Origin of the sequence: Lysobacter capsici, assembly GCF_014779555.2 — a bacterium.
Classification (GTDB): Bacteria; Pseudomonadota; Gammaproteobacteria; order Xanthomonadales; family Xanthomonadaceae; genus Lysobacter; species Lysobacter capsici.
The window spans coordinates 1,505,159-1,523,868 of the sequence record NZ_CP094357.1; the positions used below are offsets into that span (position 1 = coordinate 1,505,159).

18 protein-coding genes are annotated in these 18,710 nt (G+C 66.7%); 2 read left to right on the forward strand and 16 right to left on the reverse strand.

What is annotated here, in order from left to right:
- Nucleotides 1-37: 37 nt before the first annotated feature.
- Nucleotides 38-1,531 carry a M20 family metallopeptidase gene (locus IEQ11_RS06110; RefSeq protein WP_036110420.1) on the reverse strand — a complete coding sequence of 498 codons (1,494 nt, stop codon included), beginning with the start codon at nucleotides 1,529-1,531 and terminating at the stop codon, nucleotides 38-40.
- A gap of 221 nt (nucleotides 1,532-1,752) precedes the next feature.
- Between IEQ11_RS06110 and IEQ11_RS06115 the strand changes: the two genes are divergently transcribed.
- Nucleotides 1,753-2,091, forward strand: coding sequence for a ComEA family DNA-binding protein (locus tag IEQ11_RS06115; protein ID WP_036110418.1), 339 nt, complete (start codon nucleotides 1,753-1,755; stop codon nucleotides 2,089-2,091).
- Nucleotides 2,092-2,523: 432 nt separating this feature from the next.
- Entirely contained in the window at nucleotides 2,524-3,138 is a 615-nt protein-coding gene (locus tag IEQ11_RS06120; protein WP_191822388.1) for a HutD/Ves family protein, read from the forward strand.
- 12 nt (nucleotides 3,139-3,150) lie between these two features.
- Here IEQ11_RS06120 and IEQ11_RS06125 read toward each other — a convergent pair whose 3' ends face one another.
- The 15 genes from IEQ11_RS06125 to sufB form a co-directional block, all read right to left on the reverse strand.
- Nucleotides 3,151-3,471 (reverse strand): Imm1 family immunity protein, encoded by a 321-nt coding sequence (locus tag IEQ11_RS06125; protein ID WP_191822389.1) that lies wholly within the window; start codon nucleotides 3,469-3,471, stop codon nucleotides 3,151-3,153.
- Between the two features lie 52 nt (nucleotides 3,472-3,523).
- On the reverse strand, nucleotides 3,524-5,176 hold the full coding sequence (locus IEQ11_RS06130; protein ID WP_191822390.1) for a sulfite reductase subunit alpha: 1,653 nt from the start codon (nucleotides 5,174-5,176) through the stop codon (nucleotides 3,524-3,526).
- Entirely contained in the window at nucleotides 5,173-6,177 is a 1,005-nt protein-coding gene (locus IEQ11_RS06135; protein ID WP_191822391.1) for an FAD:protein FMN transferase, read from the reverse strand. Before IEQ11_RS06135 ends, IEQ11_RS06130 begins: the two co-directional genes overlap by 4 nt.
- Nucleotides 6,178-6,181: 4 nt before the next feature.
- Nucleotides 6,182-6,997 (reverse strand): DUF4198 domain-containing protein, encoded by an 816-nt coding sequence (locus IEQ11_RS06140; RefSeq protein ID WP_191822392.1) that lies wholly within the window; start codon nucleotides 6,995-6,997, stop codon nucleotides 6,182-6,184.
- A 121-nt stretch (nucleotides 6,998-7,118) separates the two neighbouring features.
- Nucleotides 7,119-7,634 (reverse strand): DUF2271 domain-containing protein, encoded by a 516-nt coding sequence (locus tag IEQ11_RS06145; RefSeq protein WP_046655827.1) that lies wholly within the window; start codon nucleotides 7,632-7,634, stop codon nucleotides 7,119-7,121.
- A 32-nt stretch (nucleotides 7,635-7,666) separates the two neighbouring features.
- Nucleotides 7,667-8,299, reverse strand: coding sequence for a PepSY-associated TM helix domain-containing protein (locus tag IEQ11_RS06150; protein WP_191822423.1), 633 nt, complete (start codon nucleotides 8,297-8,299; stop codon nucleotides 7,667-7,669).
- A gap of 56 nt (nucleotides 8,300-8,355) precedes the next feature.
- Entirely contained in the window at nucleotides 8,356-9,042 is a 687-nt protein-coding gene (locus IEQ11_RS06155; RefSeq protein WP_191822393.1) for a Fe2+-dependent dioxygenase, read from the reverse strand.
- A 121-nt stretch (nucleotides 9,043-9,163) separates the two neighbouring features.
- On the reverse strand, nucleotides 9,164-11,464 hold the full coding sequence (locus tag IEQ11_RS06160) for a TonB-dependent receptor (protein WP_191822394.1): 2,301 nt from the start codon (nucleotides 11,462-11,464) through the stop codon (nucleotides 9,164-9,166).
- A gap of 644 nt (nucleotides 11,465-12,108) precedes the next feature.
- The gene (locus IEQ11_RS06165) at nucleotides 12,109-12,432 is read right to left on the reverse strand and encodes a Rieske (2Fe-2S) protein (protein WP_036110399.1); all 324 of its coding nucleotides are present in this window, start codon (nucleotides 12,430-12,432) and stop codon (nucleotides 12,109-12,111) included.
- Between the two features lie 103 nt (nucleotides 12,433-12,535).
- Nucleotides 12,536-13,078 (reverse strand): GNAT family N-acetyltransferase, encoded by a 543-nt coding sequence (locus IEQ11_RS06170; protein WP_096413861.1) that lies wholly within the window; start codon nucleotides 13,076-13,078, stop codon nucleotides 12,536-12,538.
- Nucleotides 13,075-14,307, reverse strand: a complete 1,233-nt coding sequence (locus tag IEQ11_RS06175; RefSeq protein WP_191822395.1) for a cysteine desulfurase — start codon at nucleotides 14,305-14,307, stop codon at nucleotides 13,075-13,077. Before IEQ11_RS06175 ends, IEQ11_RS06170 begins: the two co-directional genes overlap by 4 nt.
- Before the next feature lie 124 nt (nucleotides 14,308-14,431).
- Nucleotides 14,432-15,721, reverse strand: coding sequence for a Fe-S cluster assembly protein SufD (sufD, locus tag IEQ11_RS06180; protein WP_191822396.1), 1,290 nt, complete (start codon nucleotides 15,719-15,721; stop codon nucleotides 14,432-14,434).
- Nucleotides 15,722-15,752: 31 nt separating this feature from the next.
- On the reverse strand, nucleotides 15,753-16,517 hold the full coding sequence (sufC, locus tag IEQ11_RS06185; protein WP_036110478.1) for a Fe-S cluster assembly ATPase SufC: 765 nt from the start codon (nucleotides 16,515-16,517) through the stop codon (nucleotides 15,753-15,755).
- A gap of 70 nt (nucleotides 16,518-16,587) precedes the next feature.
- Nucleotides 16,588-17,229, reverse strand: coding sequence for a hypothetical protein (locus IEQ11_RS06190; protein ID WP_191822397.1), 642 nt, complete (start codon nucleotides 17,227-17,229; stop codon nucleotides 16,588-16,590).
- Nucleotides 17,229-18,704 carry a Fe-S cluster assembly protein SufB gene (gene sufB, locus IEQ11_RS06195; RefSeq protein ID WP_036110385.1) on the reverse strand — a complete coding sequence of 492 codons (1,476 nt, stop codon included), beginning with the start codon at nucleotides 18,702-18,704 and terminating at the stop codon, nucleotides 17,229-17,231. Before sufB ends, IEQ11_RS06190 begins: the two co-directional genes overlap by 1 nt.
- Nucleotides 18,705-18,710: the final 6 nt, after the last annotated feature.

Consider the following 18,710-nt stretch of genomic DNA (forward strand, 5'->3'; position numbering starts at 1 on the left):
GGCTCGCCTTCTTCATTCAACCGGTAGCGCGAATACCTCAGCAGCAGCCGTGCCCGCCATGACGATCGCCGCTGTCGGCGACCGCGCCCACGCCAGTGGTTTCACCGCGCTGACTGGCCTGATGATGCTCGGCGACCACGCGCGCGACGCAGGCGGTGACCCGCTTGCCCATCGGGATGTGCAGGAACTCGTTCGGGCCGTGCGCGTTGGAATGCGGGCCCAGCACGCCGGTGATCATGAACTGCGCGCCCGGGAATTTTTCCCCGAGCATGCCCATGAACGGAATCGAGCCGCCTTCGCCCATGTACATCGCCGGCTGGCCGAAGAAGTCGCGGCTGGAGGTATCGATGGCCTTCGACAGCCACGACGACATCGCCGGTGCGTTCCAGCCACTGGAGGATTTTTCGAGTTCCAGGGTGACCTGGGCGCCGTTGGGCGGATCGCGCAGCAGCACTTCCTTGAGCAGTTCGCCGGCTCGCTTGCCGTCCAGCGTCGGCGGCAGGCGCAGCGACAGCTTCACCGAGGTGTGCGGGCGCAACACGTTGCCGGCCGAGGCCAGCGACGGCATGCCGTCCACGCCGGTCACCGACAGCGCCGGACGCCAGGTGCGGTTGAGCACCAGCTCGGACAGATCGTCGGCCATCGGCTTCATGCCCGGCAGGAACGGGAACTTGTCGTAGATCGCGGTGCCGAGCACCTTGGCGGCCTGGCGCGCCTGCTCCAGGCGTTCTTCGGGCACGTCGACGTACAGGCCTTCGATCAGGATCTTGCCGCTGGTTTCGTCTTCCAGCCGCGACAGCAACTGACGCAGCAGGCGGAAGCTCGACGGCACCACGCCGGAGGCATCGCCCGAATGCACGCCTTCGCTGAGCACCTTGACGGTGAAGTTGCCGCCGGCCAGGCCGCGCAGCGAGGTCGTGCACCACAGCTGGTCGTAGTTGCCGCAGCCCGAGTCCAGGCACACCACCAGCGACGGCTTGCCGATGCGCTCGGCCAGATGATCGACATAGGCCGGCAGGTCGTAGCTGCCCGATTCCTCGCAGGCCTCGATCAGGATCACGCAGCGCGAGTGCGGAATCTGCTGTTCCTGCAGCGCCAGGATCGCCGCCAGCGAGCCGAAGATCGCGTAGCCGTCGTCGGCGCCGCCGCGGCCGTACAGCTTGTCGCCCTTGATCACCGGCTTCCAGGGGCCCAGGTCGTCGTCCCAGCCGGTCATCTCCGGCTGCTTGTCCAGGTGGCCGTACAGCAGCACGCAATCTTCGTCGCTGCCGCCATGGGCCGCGGGAATATCGATGAAGATCAACGGCGTGCGGCCTTCCAGGCGCACCACCTCGACCTGCATGCCCGGAATCGACTGGGCCTTGGCCCAGGACTCCATCAACTTGACCGCATCGTCCATGTAGCCGTGCTGGACCCAGTCGGCGTCGAACATCGGCGACTTGTTGGGGATGCGGATGTATTCGACCAACTGCGGGACGATTTCGTCGTCCCATTTCTGGCTTACGTAGCTATCGACCTTGCTGGCGTCCATGGGGCGGGGCCTTGGAAACGGGAAAGGCGCCAGTTTACCCCTCCCGGGGCGTGTAGGACTTTTCCTACCCTGCGCTGCGGCTCTGCCCGACTTCTTTGAGGCCGGCTTGGCGATAACCTGATCCCGTCGAGACATGGAGACTGTCTCCACCGGCGGACACAAGGACTCAGGGATGTACGGCCGCCGGTTCGGAATGGAATCCAAATCTCAGGAGCTCAATCATGAAATCGTTTGCCCTTATCGCCAAGTCGCTGGTCCTGTCGCTGATGCTCGCCGGCAGTGCCTTCGCCTCTGAACAGGTCAATATCAACAGCGCCGACGCGGCCACACTGGATCGTGTGTTGCTCAACGTCGGAGCGTCCAAGGCCGAGGCCATCGTCGCGTACCGCAAGGCCAATGGGGCCTTCCGCAGCGTCGAACAGCTGGCCTTGGTCAAGGGGATCGGTCTGAAGACGGTGGAAAAGAACCGGGATCGCATCGTGGTCGGTGGCGCGCCGCAAGGCCGTCCGACCAACACGGCCGGAGCCATCGCGGCGCCGCGCTCTGCCAGCAAGCGCTGAAACTAGTCTGCCGGACACCGTAAGGACGCGGAGCTGGCAGTTGATCGGGCAAGGAGGCCCGGTAGGATTCGGGGGGAGGTCCCTGGACACGGAAGTACGTCGCCCCGCCGCAGAAGGATCTGCGGCGGGGCACATCTGTTTTTGGGGGTCGGGATTCGGGATTCGGGATTTGGGGTTGGGAAATCGGGAGTCGGGAGTCGGGTTCCGGAATCTCGCCGGTTTCAGGCTTGTTGCGTCGCCTGTGTTGTGGACCTTCCCGAAGCGGCAATTTCCCCCAAGCCTTTCATCTCCTGCCCGAAGCGTTCCCCCCTTTGAAAAGGGGGGCAGGGGGGATTTGCTCTTAGCGCGAGCGCCGGCGTTTCAGGTCAGCACCCTGGGCCTGACCCGATCCAGCCACTAGACTCAGCGTCCCGCCGCGATCCGACCCGCGCCATGTCCGACAGCCTGTCCTGGACCATCCCCGCCAACGAATACCGCCGCGAACGCTGGCGCAACCAGTTCGGCTGGACCCGCGAGATCGTGCGCATGCGCCGCGACGACGGCCTGGACCGTCCGGCGACCGGCGAGGACTGGGACTGGCGTCTGTCGATCGCCGAGATCGAGGCCGATGCGCCGTTCTCGGCGTTTCCCGGGATCGATCGCGAACTGGTCCTGCTCAGCGGCAACGGCCTGCGCCTGCGGTTCGACGACGGCGAGTCGCACGAACTGCTGCCGCCGCACGACAAACTGCGTTTCGCCGGCGAGCGCGCGGTGCGCGGCGAATTGCTCGACGGGGTGACCCACGATTTCAATCTGATGTGGCGGCGCGAGCGGGTTCGCGCCGAGCTCTGGCACCGGCCGCTGGTCGGGCCGATGGTGATCTTCGCCGAGCCGCATCAAACCTGGGCGGTGCATCTGCTGGCCGGACAGGCCCGCTTCGCCCATGACGCGGGCCTGCCGCCGCTGCAGGCCGGCGATACCGCGATCCTCGCCGCGGGCGGCGAACGGCTGCGACATGTGCTGGAAGGCGGCGGCGAGGTTCTGCTGGTGCGGGCGGCGCCGGTCTAGGCCGCGATCCGCTCAATCGTCCCGATGCCACAGGACGAACGTGGGCGGCAGGCCGTCGGCGCGGAAGGCCTCGATCGCGCGTTGCAGGGTCGCGATCGGCAGCGCCCAACTCGCCGGATACTCATCGCGCTGGCCGTTTTCCAGCAGGTAGTCGATGGTCGCCGCCTCGGGACCGGCATAGTCCGGGTTGCGCGAACTCATGCCGGCGTCGCCGGGTTCGCGCAGGTACATCAGCCAGCCCAGCTCGCCGTTGATCAGCGCGCACAACTGCTGTCCCTGCGGACCTTCAACCCAGATTTCCCGATACCGCGCGTCGCTTGCGTCGTGGTTCATGGCGTCGGTCCGGGTTCGATCGGATGCAGTCGCGGCGGATCGCGCTCAAGCATCAATACACATCGCGGCGATAGCGCCCATCGGCCGCCATCGTCTCCAGCAGGTCCACTCCCAGCGCTTCGTGCAGCACCGCTTCGACCCCCGGCGCCATGCCTTCCAGACTGCCGCAGACATAGATCGCCGCGCCCTGCGCGACCCATTCGCGCAGCGAGTCGATGCGCTCGCGCAGCAGATCCTGTACGTACACCCGCGCCGCGCCGTCGCGCGAAAACACGTAGTCGGCGCGTTCGATCGCGGCCTGCGCTTGCCACTGTTCGAGTTCGTCGCGGTAGTGCAGATCGCAGGCGGCATTGCGCTCGCCGAACAGCAGCCAGTTGCGAGTGTGGCCGGCGGCGACGCGGGTCTTGAGCAAGGCGCGCAGGCCGGCCAGGCCGGTGCCGTTGCCGATCAGGATCATCGGTCGCGCATCGACCGGCGCGTGGAAGGACGGGTTGCCGCGGATGCGCAGATCGATCGCCGCATCGAGCGCGGCATGCGCGGTCAGCCAACCGCTGCCGCTGCCCAGGCGCCCGTCGTCGCGGTGCATCTGTCGGACCAGGAGCTGCAGCGAACCATCGGCCGGAACCGACGCGATCGAATACTCGCGATGCGGCAGCGCCTTGAGCGCATCGGCGATGGCCTGAGCGCTGCGTCCGACAAATGCGCCTGCGTCCAGCAAGCGCGAACGCGCCAGCAATTCGGACAACACGATGTTCGCGTCGTCGACGCGTACCGACGCGTTCCCGTCGTGGCCGACCGCGAGCAACCACTGCGCGACCTCATCGGCGCTGTTGCGCGGGCCGATCTCGGCGATATCGCCGGCCTGCCACTCCAGCGCCGCGCCATCGGCCGGGACCAGGGCGATATGGAACGCCGGTCCGCCGACGCTGCCGGGATTGGACAATCGCCGTTCGCTCAATCGCCACGGGCGATACGAAGGCGCGCTCCAGTCGGGCAGGTCGGTGCGTCCGGCCAGTTGCCCCAGGTGATGCTGCCAATGCCGCAGGGCGCCGGCTTCGCCGTTGTCGACCTCGACCAGATCGAACAGCGGTTGCGCGCCGGCATGGCGCAGCCAATGGTCGAGGCGATGGCCGAACGCGCAGTATTCGGCGTATTCGCGATCGCCCAGGGCGAGCACGCCGTAACGCATCGTCGCCAGATGAGCGCCGTGCGCCATGACCCGGCGCACGAAGCGCGCGGCGGAATCCGGCGCGTCGCCTTCGCCGGTAGTGCTGACCACGAACAGCACGCGCGAGTACTGCGACAGTTGCGCGGCATCGAGATTGCCCAGTACAGCCAGATCGGCGCGCAGGCCGGCATCGCGCAACGCGTCCCAGCTGCGCCGCGCGAGTTGTTCGGCGAAACCGGTCTGGCTGGCGAACGCGACCAGCCAGTCGCCGCGTTGTTGTTCGACGATGGTCGGCAGCGCGGAAGCGCGCGCGCGACGTTTGCGCGACCAGGCGATCGCGGCGACGAAACCGGCGTAAGCCGCGACAAGCGCCGCGGCGAGCCACAACCGCCCGCGCCCCGGCGACGACCATTGCAAGGGCTCGGCCTGCCATTGCGACAGGCACAGCGCGAGCGCGATCAATGCGATCACCACCAGCGCATTGCCGATCAGGCTCAGGTCGATACGGCGGCGGAACGGTGCGGGCGCTGAATTCATACGGAGCGTTGCAAGGCGACGAAGGCCGGCGTGGCGCGGGTGACGAAGCCGTCGCCGTCGCGCAGCACGAACAAGGCGGCGAGATGTTTACGGTTGGCGTAGGCCAGGCCCGCGTGCGGACCGAGCACGCTCAGCGCGGTGGCCAGTGCGTCGGCGTGCATGCACTGCGCATGCGCCACGGTGACCGAGGCGACCTCGTTGGCGATCGGCCGGCCGCTGCGCGGATCGAGCGTGTGCGCGTAACGTTGGCCGTCATCGTCGAAATAGCGGCGGTAATCGCCGGAGGTCGCGATCGACAAACCATCCAGGGCGATGACCGCGGCGGCTTCGTTGTCGCCGCCACCGGGTTGTTCGACCGCGACCCGCCAGGCGCCGCCGTCGGATTTACGGCCGTGCCCGCGCAACTCGCCGCCGACTTCGACCAGGCAATCTTTCACGCCTTGCTGCAACAACCAGTCGGCGACGCGATCGACGCCGTAACCTTTCGCGATCGACGACAGATCGATCGACGCACCACCGGGTTGGGTGAGTTCACGCGTGGCAGCATCCCAATGCAGCCGTTGCCAGCCCACGCGCTGATGCGCATCGGCGAGCGCGCGCGCATCGGGCGCGTGCGCGATGGGACCGGCGGGGCCGAAGCCCCACAGGTCGACCAGCGCGCCGAGGCTCGGGTCGTAGGCGCCGTCGGTGTCGGCGGCTAGCGTCAGCGCGGCGCCCATCACTTCGGCGAATTCGACCGGCAAGTCATGCACGCTGCCGGCCGGCGCGCGGTTGTAGCGGCTGATGTGCGAATCGGTTTCCCAGGTGCTCATCTGCGCGACGACTTCGTCCAGTCGCGCTTGGATACCGTGTTCGAGCGCGGGCAGAGCGGCCGCGGCGGCGATCAGCTTGACCGACCACCGCGTGCCCATGCTTACGCCGCGCAGCTCGTGCAACGCCGCGTCCGGAGCGCCCCAGGCGCCCGACCACGACCACATCGGTTGCGGCACGGCGTGCGACATCGACTTACTGCGGCAGCACTTCGAACACGGCGACGTAGCTCAGACGGCGCTGCTTGGCCTGCGGCAGCGTGGTCTTCTTGTCTTCGCTCGCGGTTTCCAGCCAGTACATGCCGGGCTGCGCCCATTTCACTTCGAACTTGCCGTCGGCGCCGGTGGTGGCATGGATTTCGCCTTGCTCGTTGCGGTAACGGGTCGCGCCCGGGACGATCTCGATCTTCAGGCCCGAGGCCGGCTTGCCGTCGACCAGCAACTGGAATGTCGCCGATTCGCCGGCGAACAGATCGTTCGGATGGGTCACCGGGACCAGCTCGATGCCCTTGCCGGTGGTGGCGAACACGGTGGTGCTCGGCTTGCCGACGGTGGCGAAGGTTTCCACCCGGCCCAGGCTTTCGGAGGCTTCCACGTCGGTCGCGCCGGCCGGGATGCCGGTGGCGAACTCGCTGGCCTTGCCGCGCCAGCGCTTGGCTTCGCCGCCGAGCTTGTAGCTGGCGAACATGCCTTCGTTGTTCATCGCGATCTTGTAGGTGCCTTCCTGCTGAAGCTGCAGGTCGAACACGCTGCGCAGCTTGCCGGTGGAACCGTTCTGCGGCTCGACCTTGCTGCCGTCCGGCGCGGTCACCTGCAGGCGCTCCAGCGGCAGCGGCACATGGTTGAAATAGAACAGGTCGTTGGACACGGCCGCATCGACCGTCATCCACGAGCCCTTGTCGGAGAACACCGTCTGCGACGGCTGCAGCCAGGCCTTGTGCGCCTGCGCGTTGGTGGCCAGGCCGAGCGTGGCGAGAGCGAGCGCGGTGACGAGGGTGAGTTTGGTCTTCATGATTTGGTTCCGGGAATGGGGAATCGAGAATCGGGAATCGTCAGAGCAGCAATCGCGGGATCGAAAACGGTCGGAGCGGGCTCATGCGATTCCCGACTCCCCATTCCCGATTCCCGGCCTTTCAGGGCTTCACCACCAGCCCGACCTTGCCCAGTTCCGTCTTGCCCTGCGCCGACAGCGTCTGCGCCTTGGCCGGCCATTCGAACGGAATCGTCAGCATTTCGCGGCCGCCGACTTCGCGCGCGGCTTCGACCACCAGGGTGTAGCTGCCCGGGCTCAGGCCGGCGAGTTGCTTGCTGTTGCCCTTGAACGACACCGCGTGGCTGCCGACCGGACGGGTCGCGCCGCTGACGCCGTCGACCGGCATGCTCAGGGTGCGGCCGCTGCGGCGCCACCACTGGCGCATGTCCTTGAGCCACTTGGTGCCTTCGCCGTTCTTCATGTCCAGGTCGTACCACACGGCGAGATTGCTGGCGACGGTGTTGTCGGATTTTTCGATCCACGCCGCGACATAGGGACGGTGGTACTCGGCCGCGTTGATCCGCGGGATTTCGATCTTGAGTTCCAGATCGGCCGCGAACGCCGGCAGCGGCAGCGCCAGCGCGGGAATCAGGACCTTGAACGACGACAGTTTCATGGATCGCTCCTGCAGTGCTTGAAAACGGATGTTCAGTGCATGAAAAGAAGGATGACCAGCAGCGGGATCGCCAGACCGGCCACGACCAGCGGCCAGGTCTTGCCGCGCTGACGCGCGTGCAGTTGCAGCAGCCACAGGCCGGTGAACGCGAACAACAGGCAGGCCACCGCGAACAGATCGATGAACCAGCGCCACGCGGCGCCGGTGTTGCGGCCCTTGTGCAGGTCGTTGAGCCAGGCGATCCAGCCGCGGTCGGTGCGTTCGTATTCGATCGCGCCGCTCTCGCGGTCGATGCTGATCCAGGCATCGCCGCCGGGACGCGGCAAGGACACGTAGACATCGGCGCCGGACCACTCGCCCTTGCGCCCGGCGGTGCGCACATCCAACGCATCAGCGAGCCAGTCGTTGACCGCGCCGGGCAACGGCGCATCGGCCGCCGGTTGTTTCTTCAGGCTGCGCAGCAGGCTGGCCGGCAGGGTTTCCTTGACGTTGACCACGCGCGGTTCGGATTCGATCTGCGCGGCGTGGTTCAAGGTGATGCCGGTGACCGAGAACAACAGCAGCGCGACCAGGCTCAGCGCGGCGCTGATCCAGTGCCAGCGGTGCAGGGTCTTGAGCCAAAAGGAACGACGATTAGCATCGATCGCCCCCGAAGCGGCCTGAATCGGTCCGGCTTTTATCGAGCCAGTCCTGATCGAGCCATCGCCGCCGCCGATCGCATTCACGGCTGACTCCAGCGCCGCAGCAGGTTGTGATAGACGCCGGTCAACTGCACCAGCGCCGGATGATCGGGCACGTCGGCGGTGAGGCGGCGGATCGAGATGTCGAGTTCGAACATCAGCCGCCGTTGCGCGTCTTCGCTGACCAGACTCTGGATCCAGAAGAACGAGGCGATGCGCGTGCCGCGGGTGACCGGGGTGACCTTGTGCAGGCTGGTGCCCGGATACAGCACCAGATCGCCGGCGGCGAGCTTGACGCTGTGGGTGCCGTAGGTGTCTTCGATGATCAGTTCGCCACCGTCGTATTCGTCCGGCGCGCTCAGGAACAAAGTCGCCGACAGGTCGGTGCGCACCGCGTCCATGCCGCCGCGGCTGCGGTCGTAGCGGATCGCGTTGTCGACATGGAAACCGAACGACTGGCCGCCGGCGTAGCGGTTGAACAGCGGCGGATACACCCGCTGCGGCAGCGCGGCGGAGAAGAAGGTCGAGTTCTTCGCCAGCGCGTCGAGAATCAGCGGCCCCAGTTCGCGCGCGACCGGATCGTTCTCCGGCAACTGCGCGTTGTCCTTGGCCTTGGCCGACTGATGGCCGGCGGTGATGCGTCCATCGGCCCAGCCGGCTTGCTCCAGGCGGGCCCGGCAATGGGCGACCTGTTCGGCGGTGAGGACCTTGGGAACGTGCAGCAGCATGGTTTTCCTCAATGCGGCCGCCCGGGAGGGCCCGGGCGGCGCGCGTGGACGATGGAAGTCCGATTAGAACGTGAACCCGATGCGGCGTGCCACTGCTGGCGCGCCGTACCGATGCGAGCGCTTAGAAGGCGAAGTTGGCGCTCAGCACGAACTGGCGGCCGTCGCCCGGGGTCGCCCAACCGTTGTTGCGGATACGGGTGAAGTAATCCTCATCGGTCAGGTTGTTGACGTTGAGCTGCAGCGAAGCCGAACGGTTGATCTTGTAGTTGACCATCGCGCGGTGGGTCCAGTAGCTGCCGTAGGTGGTCAGCGGGCCGTTGACGTTGGTCGCGCTGTGCTGGGTCAGCCAGATCTTGCCCTGGTAGGTCGCGCCGTAGCCGATCTGCCACTTCGGGCTGATGTCGTAGGTGGTCCACAGGCTGAAGGAGTGCTCCGGCACCTGGGTCAGGCGATCGCCCTTGGTGTAATCCAGGCCCAGGCCGGCCTGACGGTCCGACACGCCCTGCAGCACTTCGCTGTCGAGGAAGGCGTAGTTGGCGTAGACCGCCCATTGGTCGGTGATCAGTCCGGACACGCCGAGCATCACGCCGTCGACGCGCGCCTGGCCGTCGAGCTGCTGCAGGCCGGACAGGTTGGCCGGGTTGTCGAGATCGGCGACCTTGTAGTTCTTGCGGTCGTTGCGGAACACCGAGCCGGTCAGCGCGATGCGGCCGTCGGCGAAGTCCCACTTGGTGCCGATTTCGTAATTGACCGCGGTTTCCGGATCGACCGAGCAGGTCTGCGCGGTGCACGAGCCGTTGACCGAGGCCTTCGACGGGGTCTTGGAGTTGCCGTAGGCGATGTAGATGCTGCCGTTCTCGACCGGCTTGTAGACCAGACCGGCGCGGTAGGAGAACAGGTCGTCGTTGCTCTTGAACGGCACCCCGTAACCGGTGATGGTGCCGATCGGCTGCGCCGGCAGCGCGCCGCCGACCGTGGTCGGAGCGAGCACGACCACGGCGTTGTTGGTCTTGCCCTCGTTGCGCTCGTAGCGCGCGCCCAGGCTCAGCTGCCACTGTTCGTTGAACTTCAGCGTGTCGAACACGTACAGCGCGCGGTTGTCGAGCTCGCCCTCGGTGCGGCCGGTGAGGGTGCGATTGAGCGGGCCGCGATAGATGTGATCGGGGTTGGCGATGTTCATCTGCGGCAGCCCGGCGATGTACGGGTTGGTGCCGTTGGGGTTGCGGAAATCGCTGGTGACGTCGAGGTCGAAGGTTTCGTGCAGGATCGAGAAGCCCGCGACCAGGTTGTGTTCGATCGCGCCGGTGTTGAACGTGGTGGTCAGATCGGTCTGGTTGTAAATCGTGGTGTTGCGGGTATCGCGACCGTAGCCGCGCGGGCCGCTCGGGCTGTAGTTGCCCGGCAGCGTCGCGCCGCAGGTGGCGCCGGTCGGGGTGCGGTTGTTGGCCAGGCACCAGGTGCCCTGCACGGCGTCGACCAGCGAGAACTGATCGACCTGCTGCCAGCGGGTCAGGTTGCGGATCTTGAACTTGTCGTTGAACGAGTGCTCGATGATCGAGGTCAGCGAGTCGAGCTCGATGTCCTGCTTGTCGATGTTGCTGTAGCCGTAGTAGTTGCCGCGATCCACGCCCGGCAAGCCGTCGCCGTTGAAGAACGGCAGGCCGTACTGCGGGGTGTTCTGGTCTTCCTGGTGCAGGTAGTTCAAGGACCAGGTGGTGTCGCCGCCCAGGCCGAACGCGAGCGAGGCGGCCGCGCCCCAGCGCTCGTTGGTTTCGACATCGCGGCCCGGCACGTCGTTCTGGTGGCCCATGATGTTCAGGCGCAGCGCGGAGCTTTCGCCGATCACGAAGTTGCTGTCGGCGGTGACGCGCGCGTAGCTGTCGGTGCCGGCGGCGATCGAGGCCTTGTGGAATTCGTTGAGGCCGGCGTTCTTGGTCACTAGGTTGATGGTGCCGCCGACCGAGCCCGCGCCGGAGTACACCGAGTTGGCGCCGTTGATGACTTCCACCGATTCCAGATTGAACGGATCGGTGCGGCTGTACAGACCGCTGTCGCGCACGCCGTCGACGGTGATGTCGCTGCTGGCGTCGAAGCCGCGCAGGTTGATCTTGTCGCCGAAACCGCCGCCGCCTTCGCCGGCGCCGAAGGTAATGCCGGGCAGGGTGCTGAGGATGTCGGTCAGCGACAGCAGGTTCTGGCCGTCGATGGTGTTGCGGTCGATCACGGTGATCGTCTGCGGGGTATCGCGCAGGTTCGCGGTGTACTTGCTGCTGCTGGCCTTCTGGATGCGCTGGCCGTGGACTTCGACGCCTTCGACGTCCTTGGCCTGGGGGTCCGGCGCGGGGGCGGCGAACACGGGCAGGGTGAGGGCAAGAGCGAGCGCGCCGGCAAGCGGCGACACGACGAACTTCGTGGTCGACATGGGAATCTCTGGGAGGGGCAGGAAAAGGGCGGTGCAAGGCCGCGTCAGGCCGCGATCTTAATGAGATGAATTCTCATTTGCAACGAAAAGTGAATGCGAAGGCCGGCCTGTAACCGTTTTCGTCGCATGAATGTGCGTAAACGGGGTGCTGATTGAGCGCTGGGTCGCGGTTTGACGAGCCCCTCTCCCGCGGCGCGGGAGAGGGGTTGGGGTGAGGGTGTGAAAGGCGAATCGACCTCGCCGATTTGGTCGCGCTTGCCCTCATCCGCCCTTCGGGCACCTTCTCCCGCTTTGCGGGAGAAGGGAGTGCCATGGCTCGTGTTGCTTGATGCTTTATGAGGTTTCGCCCGGCCGACTATTCGTCTTCGCAATGCGGCGTCACCGCATCCCGCCAGATGTCAGCGTCGCCTTAGCTGCGAGGCGGTGGGAAGGGCTAGTTCCGAGGCCTCCGTCTCGGCTCGCCGCGCATTGCCTCTTGCCTCACGGGACGAAGCAACGTGGTGATCTGAAAGAAGAACGTCGGGCCTGGAGCCCCGCCCACAAAAAACTTTGCGCCCAACGCCGCGCGTATGGGAACGATGGGCTTCAGGCGGCGCAGCGGCGCCGCTGGAAGAAGGCGAACGATGCGTTCGCGCTGTAGCGTTCTACTCGCGATCGTCGCGGGTCCACACCCCGCCGTCTTCGACCTTCACCGGGAACTTCGGCACCGGTTCGTAGGCCGGCGCGCACAGCGGGCGGCCGTCGCGCACGTCGAAACGCGCGCCGTGCAGCACGCATTCGATCGTCGCTTCCTCGCTGTCGAAGGTGCCCGAGGACAATTCGAAGTCCTCGTGCGAGCAGCGGTCTTCCAGCGCGTAGTAATCGCCGTCGTAATTGCAGACGAAGATCGCGGTGTCGCCGTCCCAGGCGACGGTGGATTCGCCCGGCAGCAGTTGCGAAGTGGCGCAGACGAAAATCCAATCGCCCATGGCGGCAATCTCTATGCGGAATTCGGGATGTGGAATGCAGGACTGGCAAGAGCGGGGGCATCGGTTTCGCCAATCCCGAATCCCGAATCCCCAATCCCGGCCCTCAAAGCTTCTTTTCCAGGATTTCGAAACTCAGATCGTCGCGCTTGGGCAGGCCGAAGCGCGCGTCGCCGTAGGGGAACGGCTCGAATCGGCCGGTCCGTTCGTAACCGCGGCGCACGTAGAACTCGATCAGTTCCTCGCGCACGTTGATCACGCTCATGCGGATCAGGCTCAGGTTCCATTGCTCGCGCGCGACGCGCTCGGCTTCGGCCAGCACGCGCTTGCCGATGCCGCCGCCCTGCAGGGTCGGGTTGACCGAGAACATGCCGAAGTAGCCGCTGCCGTCGTCCTCGACCGCGATATGCGCGCAGGCCAGCAGTTCGCCCGGCGCGTCGGCGCGCTCGGCGATCAGGATCATGCCTTGCGCCTTGCCCAGCACGCTTTCGATTTCGTCCGGGCCGGTGCGGCGGCCGTCGAGAATGTCGGCCTCGGTGGTCCAGCCGCGGCGGCCGGAATCGCCGCGATACGCCGATTCGACCAGCGCGACCACCGCGTCGGTGTCGGCGAGGGTGGCGGCGCGGAACTTGATGGTGTCGTCGGTCATGCGAGTAGTTTGCGTACTTTGGTCAGGGCCGTCACGAAGGCGTCGATCTCTTCGAACGTGTTGTAGTAGGCCAGCGAGGCGCGGCAGGTCGCCGGCACGCCGAAGTGTTGCATCAGCGGGTGCGCGCAGTGATGGCCGGAGCGGATCGCGACGCCCTCCAGGTCGAGCAGCGTGGCCAGGTCGTGCGCGTGCGCGCCTTCGACCAGGAAGCTCACCACCGCGGCCTTGTCGGCGGCCTCGCCGAAAATACGCAGGCCCGGCACTTGCTTCAAGGCCTGCGTGAAGCGGCTCAGCAAGGCCTGTTCGCGCGCTTCGATGTTGGCCATGCCCAGCGCCGACAGATAATCGACCGCGGCGCCGAGCCCGGCGAAACCGGCGATGTTCGGGGTGCCGGCCTCGAAGCGGCGCGGGCCGTCGGCGAACACGGTGCCTTCGAACCGCACTTCCTTGATCATCTCGCCGCCGCCGATGAACGGCGGCATCGCGTCGAGGTGTTCGCGCCGCGCCCACAGCGCGCCGGTGCCGGTCGGGCCGCTCATCTTGTGGCCGGTGATCGCGTAGAAATCGCAGCCGATCGCGGCGATGTCGAGCGGCCGGTGCGGCGCCGCCTGCGAGCCGTCGATCAGGGTGACAATGCCGCGCTTGCGCGCTTCGCGGCAGATCTCGCGCACCGGGTTGACCGTGCCGAGCACGTTGGAGACGTGGGTCAGCGCCAGCAGTTTCACCTCGGGGGTGAGCAGCGAATACAGCTGATCCAGATCGAGCTGGCCGCGTTCGTCGATCTCGGCGACCTTGATCACCGCGCCGGTGCGCTGGGCGACCAGTTGCCACGGCACGATGTTGGCGTGGTGCTCCATGCGCGTGAGCACGATCGCATCGCCGGCCTTGAGCCGCGGCAGCGCCCACGAATAGGCGACCAGATTGATCGCGAAGGTGGTGCCGCTGCACAGCACCAACTCGTCGCCGCGCACATTGAGGAAGTGGGCGAGCTTGCCGCGCGCGCTTTCGTACAGCTCGGTCGCTTCCGAGCCTAGCGCATGGACCGCGCGGCTGACGTTGGCGTTATGGCGGCGATAGAAATCGTCGACAGCGGCGATCACCGCCTCGGGTTTCTGCCCGGTGTTGGCCGAATCGAAATAGATCAGCGGCTTGCCGTGGACTTCGCGGGTGAGCACCGGGAAGTCGGCGCGTACCGCGGCCCAGTCGGTAGGGGTGGGGACGGCGTTCATTGATCGGACCTTGGTGGGGAGAGAAACGAGTGGAGAAAAGTGAGAAACGAGTAACAGCGTCTGGCTCAACCGTCGTCGAGCCGCTGTACTGTTTCCTCACTCCTGCGCACTGTTTTCCTCGCTCTTAAATCAATCGTTCCAGCGCCAGATTCAAGCGCACTTCCAGCATCGCCCGCGCGCTGTCGTCTTCGAACAACGACAAGGTCTCGCGACAGAACGCGGTGGTCAGCAGGGCGCGCGCCTGTTCGGCCGGCACGCCGCGCGAGCGCAAGTAGAACAGCGCGTTGGCGTCGAGCTGGCCGACGGTCGCGCCGTGCGCGGCCTGCACTTCGTCGGCGTGGATCTCGAGCACCGGCTGGGTGTCGATCTCGGCGCCTTCGCTGAGCAGCAGGTTCTTGTTCGACAGCATGGCGTTGCTGCCGTCGGCGCCTTCGCGGATCAGGATGCCGCCGTGGAACGCGGCGCGCGAACGGCCGGCGCCGAGGCCGCGCCAAATCAGTTCGCACTGGGTGTCGCGGCCAACGTGATCGATGCCCAGTCGGGTGTCGAGGTGACGGCGACCGGTCGCCAGCAGCACGCCGTTGGCGTGGACCTGCGCGGCTTCGCCGTGCAGCGCGGCGTTGAGTTCGTGACGCGACAGCGCCGCGCCCAGTTCCAGGTCGATGCGGCGATAGCGCGCGTTGCCCGCGAGCACCGCGTCGGTGCGCGCGATCACGGTCGCGCCCAGCGCTTCGTCCTGCACCCGCGCGTGCGACAAGTTCGCGTTAGGCGCGAGATGCACGTGGGTCAGGCTGTTGCTCAGATGGGTGTGGCTGTCGGCGGCGAGCTGATGCTCGACCACGGTCAGGCCGGCGCCTTCGCGCAGCTCGATCAGGTGGCGCAGGTGCCAGGCGCGGTCGCCCGCGGCCGGGCTGCCGACGAACACCAGATGCACCGGCACTTGCGCCTGCGCGCCCGCGTCCACGCGCAGCACCGCGCCTTCGTCGGCGAGCGCGGCGTTGAGCCGGGCGAACACTTCATCGGCGCGCTCGTAGCGGCGGGCCAGGAAATTGGCTTCGCGCACGTCGCCTTGCGCGAGCACCCGCGACAGCGGCTGCAGCGACACGCCGGACGGCAAGCCGGCCAGATCGGACTGCGCGGCGTCGTAGCGGCCGTTGTGGAAGACGATGCGCGGCGCCGGGATGCCGGCGATCGCGGCGCTGTCGAACGCGGCCGGGGCGGCGTCGGCGGCGACGAAGGCGCGGCGCTCCAGCGCGCGCAGCGGGGTGTATTTCCAGGCCTCGGTGCGCGGGCCGGGCAGGCCGTCGCGCAGGGCCGCGTCGAGCGCGGCGCGGCGGGTCGCGCCCAGGCCGGCCGATTCGCGCACGGGCAGCGCGTCGAAGGCCGAGACGAATGCGTCGAGCAGGGCGCTCATCGGGCGCGCTCCCGGAACCGTTGGTCGCGCATCACGCCGAATGCTCCGGTGCGACGCGGTCCTTGAGCCATTCGTAGCCGTGCGCTTCCAGTTCCAGCGCCAGCTCCGGGCCACCGGTCTCGACGATGCGGCCGTCGGCGAGCACATGCACCACGTCGGGCTTGATGTAATCGAGCAGGCGCTGATAGTGGGTGATCACCAGGAACGCACGATCGGGCGACCGCAGCGTGTTGACGCCGTGGGCGACCGCCTTGAGCGCGTCGATGTCCAAGCCCGAATCGGTTTCGTCGAGGATCGCCAGCTTCGGTTCAAGCAGCGCGAGCTGGAAGATCTCGTTGCGCTTCTTCTCGCCGCCGCTGAAGCCTTCGTTGACGCCGCGATGCAGCAGTTCGTCCTTCAGATGCAGCACGGCGAGTTTCTCGCGCACCAGCTTGAGGAACTGCATCGAATCGAGCTCGGCTTCGCCGCGCGCCTTGCGCTGGGCGTTGAGCGCGGTGCGCAGGAAATAGGTGTTGTTCACGCCCGGAATTTCGACCGGGTACTGGAACGCCAGGAACACGCCGGCGGCGGCGCGTTCCTCGGGTTCCAGCGCGAGCAGGTCGCGGCCTTCGAACTCGACCGTGCCCTGGGTGACCTCATAGCCTTCGCGGCCCGACAGCACGTTGCCCAGGGTGGACTTGCCGGCGCCGTTGGGTCCCATGATGGCGTGGACCTGGCCGGGCTGCAGATCCAGCGACAGGCCCTTGAGGATGTCCTTGCCGGCGACTTGGACGTGGAGGTTTTCGATCTTGAGCATGGAATGGGTCATCGGAAATTCGGAATGAGTCGATGCGGCGAAACCCGCGCGGTCGCGCGCGGGTTCGCGCTCAGGCGCAGACGCCTTCGTAGGCGAGGCGGCGCTGCGCGCCGGCCGCGTCGGTGACGTCGTAGCACTGTTCGTAATCGGATTCGGCGAAGGTCGGCAGCTTCGGGCAGTCGATCATCCTGGAGCGATCCGCCAGCGCCTGCGCCTTGTCCGCGATGGATTCGATGCGGCCGGCCACGTCGATGCGGAACTCGTGCGATTTGTCTTCGCTGTCGCGCGCGCGCACGCGCAGCCACTGGCCTTCCAGGCCGATCACGTCGGCTTCGTAGGGTTTGCCCCAGCGGCGCAATTCGCGCCCGGCCTGGTCGAATTCGACCACGTAGTCGGCCAGCAGCGATTTGTCCTCGAGCGGAATCGCGCTCACCCGCGCATACGGGGTCGCGCCGCAGGGGCCTTCGCCCCAGCGGACGATACGCGGATCCTCCGGCGCGCCTTCCTCGGCCTGGCTGGTGAACGGCAGCACGTACTGCGTCGTCGCGACCGTCGCCGCCGGCGTGGCCGGCGCGGGCGTTTCGGCCGGCGTGGCGGGTTGGGCCGCCGGGGCGGGCACGGACGCGGCGGGCGCTTGCGCGGCCGGCGTTTGCGGAGTCTTGGAGCAGGCGGCCGTCAACGCGGCCAGGCAGCACACAGCGAGTACGCGCATCATCCGACCGACCCTTCCAGGCTGACTTCCAGCAGTTTTTTCGCTTCGACCGCGAACTCCATCGGCAGCTCGCGGAACACCGACTTGCAGAAGCCGTCGACGATCATCGACACCGCGTCTTCCTCGCCGATGCCGCGCGAGCGGCAGTAGAACAGCTGGTCGTCGCTGATCTTCGACGTGGTCGCTTCGTGCTCGACCGTCGCATCGGGGTGCTTGACCTCGATGTACGGGAAAGTGTGCGCACCGCACTTCTTGCCGATCAGCAGGCTGTCGCACTGGGTGTGGTTGCGCGCGCCGGCGGCGTTCTTCTCGACCTTGACCAGGCCGCGGTAGGTGTTCTGGCCGCGGCCGGCGCTGATGCCCTTGCTGATGATCTTGGACTTGGTGCGCTTGCCGACGTGGATCATCTTGGTGCCGGTGTCGGCCTGCTGACGGTGATGGGTCAGCGCGACCGAATAGAACTCGCCGGTCGAGTCGTCGCCGAGCAGCACGCAGCTGGGGTATTTCCAGGTGATCGCCGAACCGGTCTCGACCTGGGTCCAGCTGATCTTGCTGCGCGCGCCGCGGCATTCGCCGCGCTTGGTCACGAAGTTGTAGATGCCGCCCTTGCCGTTCTCGTCGCCGGGGTACCAGTTCTGCACGGTCGAATACTTGATCTCGGCGTCTTCCAGCGCGACCAGCTCGACCACCGCCGCATGCAGCTGGTTTTCGTCGCGCATCGGCGCGGTGCAGCCTTCCAGGTACGAGACGTAGGCCTTGTCCTCGCAGATGATCAAGGTGCGCTCGAACTGACCGGTGTGGCCGGCGTTGATGCGGAAATAGGTGCTCAGCTCCATCGGGCAGCGCACGCCCTTGGGAATGAACACGAAGCTGCCGTCGGAGAACACCGCCGAATTGAGCGCGGCGAAGAAGTTGTCGCCGGTCGGCACGACGCTGCCGAGGTACTTCTTGACCAGCTCGGGCTGCTCGCGGATCGCTTCGGACATCGAGCAGAAGATCACGCCCTTTTCGGCCAGTTCCTTGCGGAAGGTGGTGCCGACCGAGACCGAGTCGAACACCGCGTCGACCGCGACACCGGCCAGGCGCGCGCGCTCGTGCAGCGGCACGCCGAGCTTGTCGTAGGTGTCGAGCAGTTCCTGCGGCACTTCGTCGAGCGAGGCGTATTTGGCCTTGGGCGCGCTGTAGTAGCTCAGCGCCTGGAAATCGATCGGCGCGATATTGAGCTTGGCCCAGTGCGGCATCGGCATGGTCAGCCAATGGCGGTAGGCCTCAAGACGCCAGTCGGTCATCCACTGCGGCTCGTCCTTCTTGGCCGAGAGCGCGCGGATGACGTCCTCGTCCAGGCCGGGCGGCAGGCTGTCGGACTCGATGTCGGTGATGAAACCGGCTTCGTAGCGGCGACCCAGCTGCTCGTGGATCTCTTTATTGGCGATGTCGCCCGCCTGCGCGGGAGTCGGTTTGATGTCGGTGGCCATGGCGGC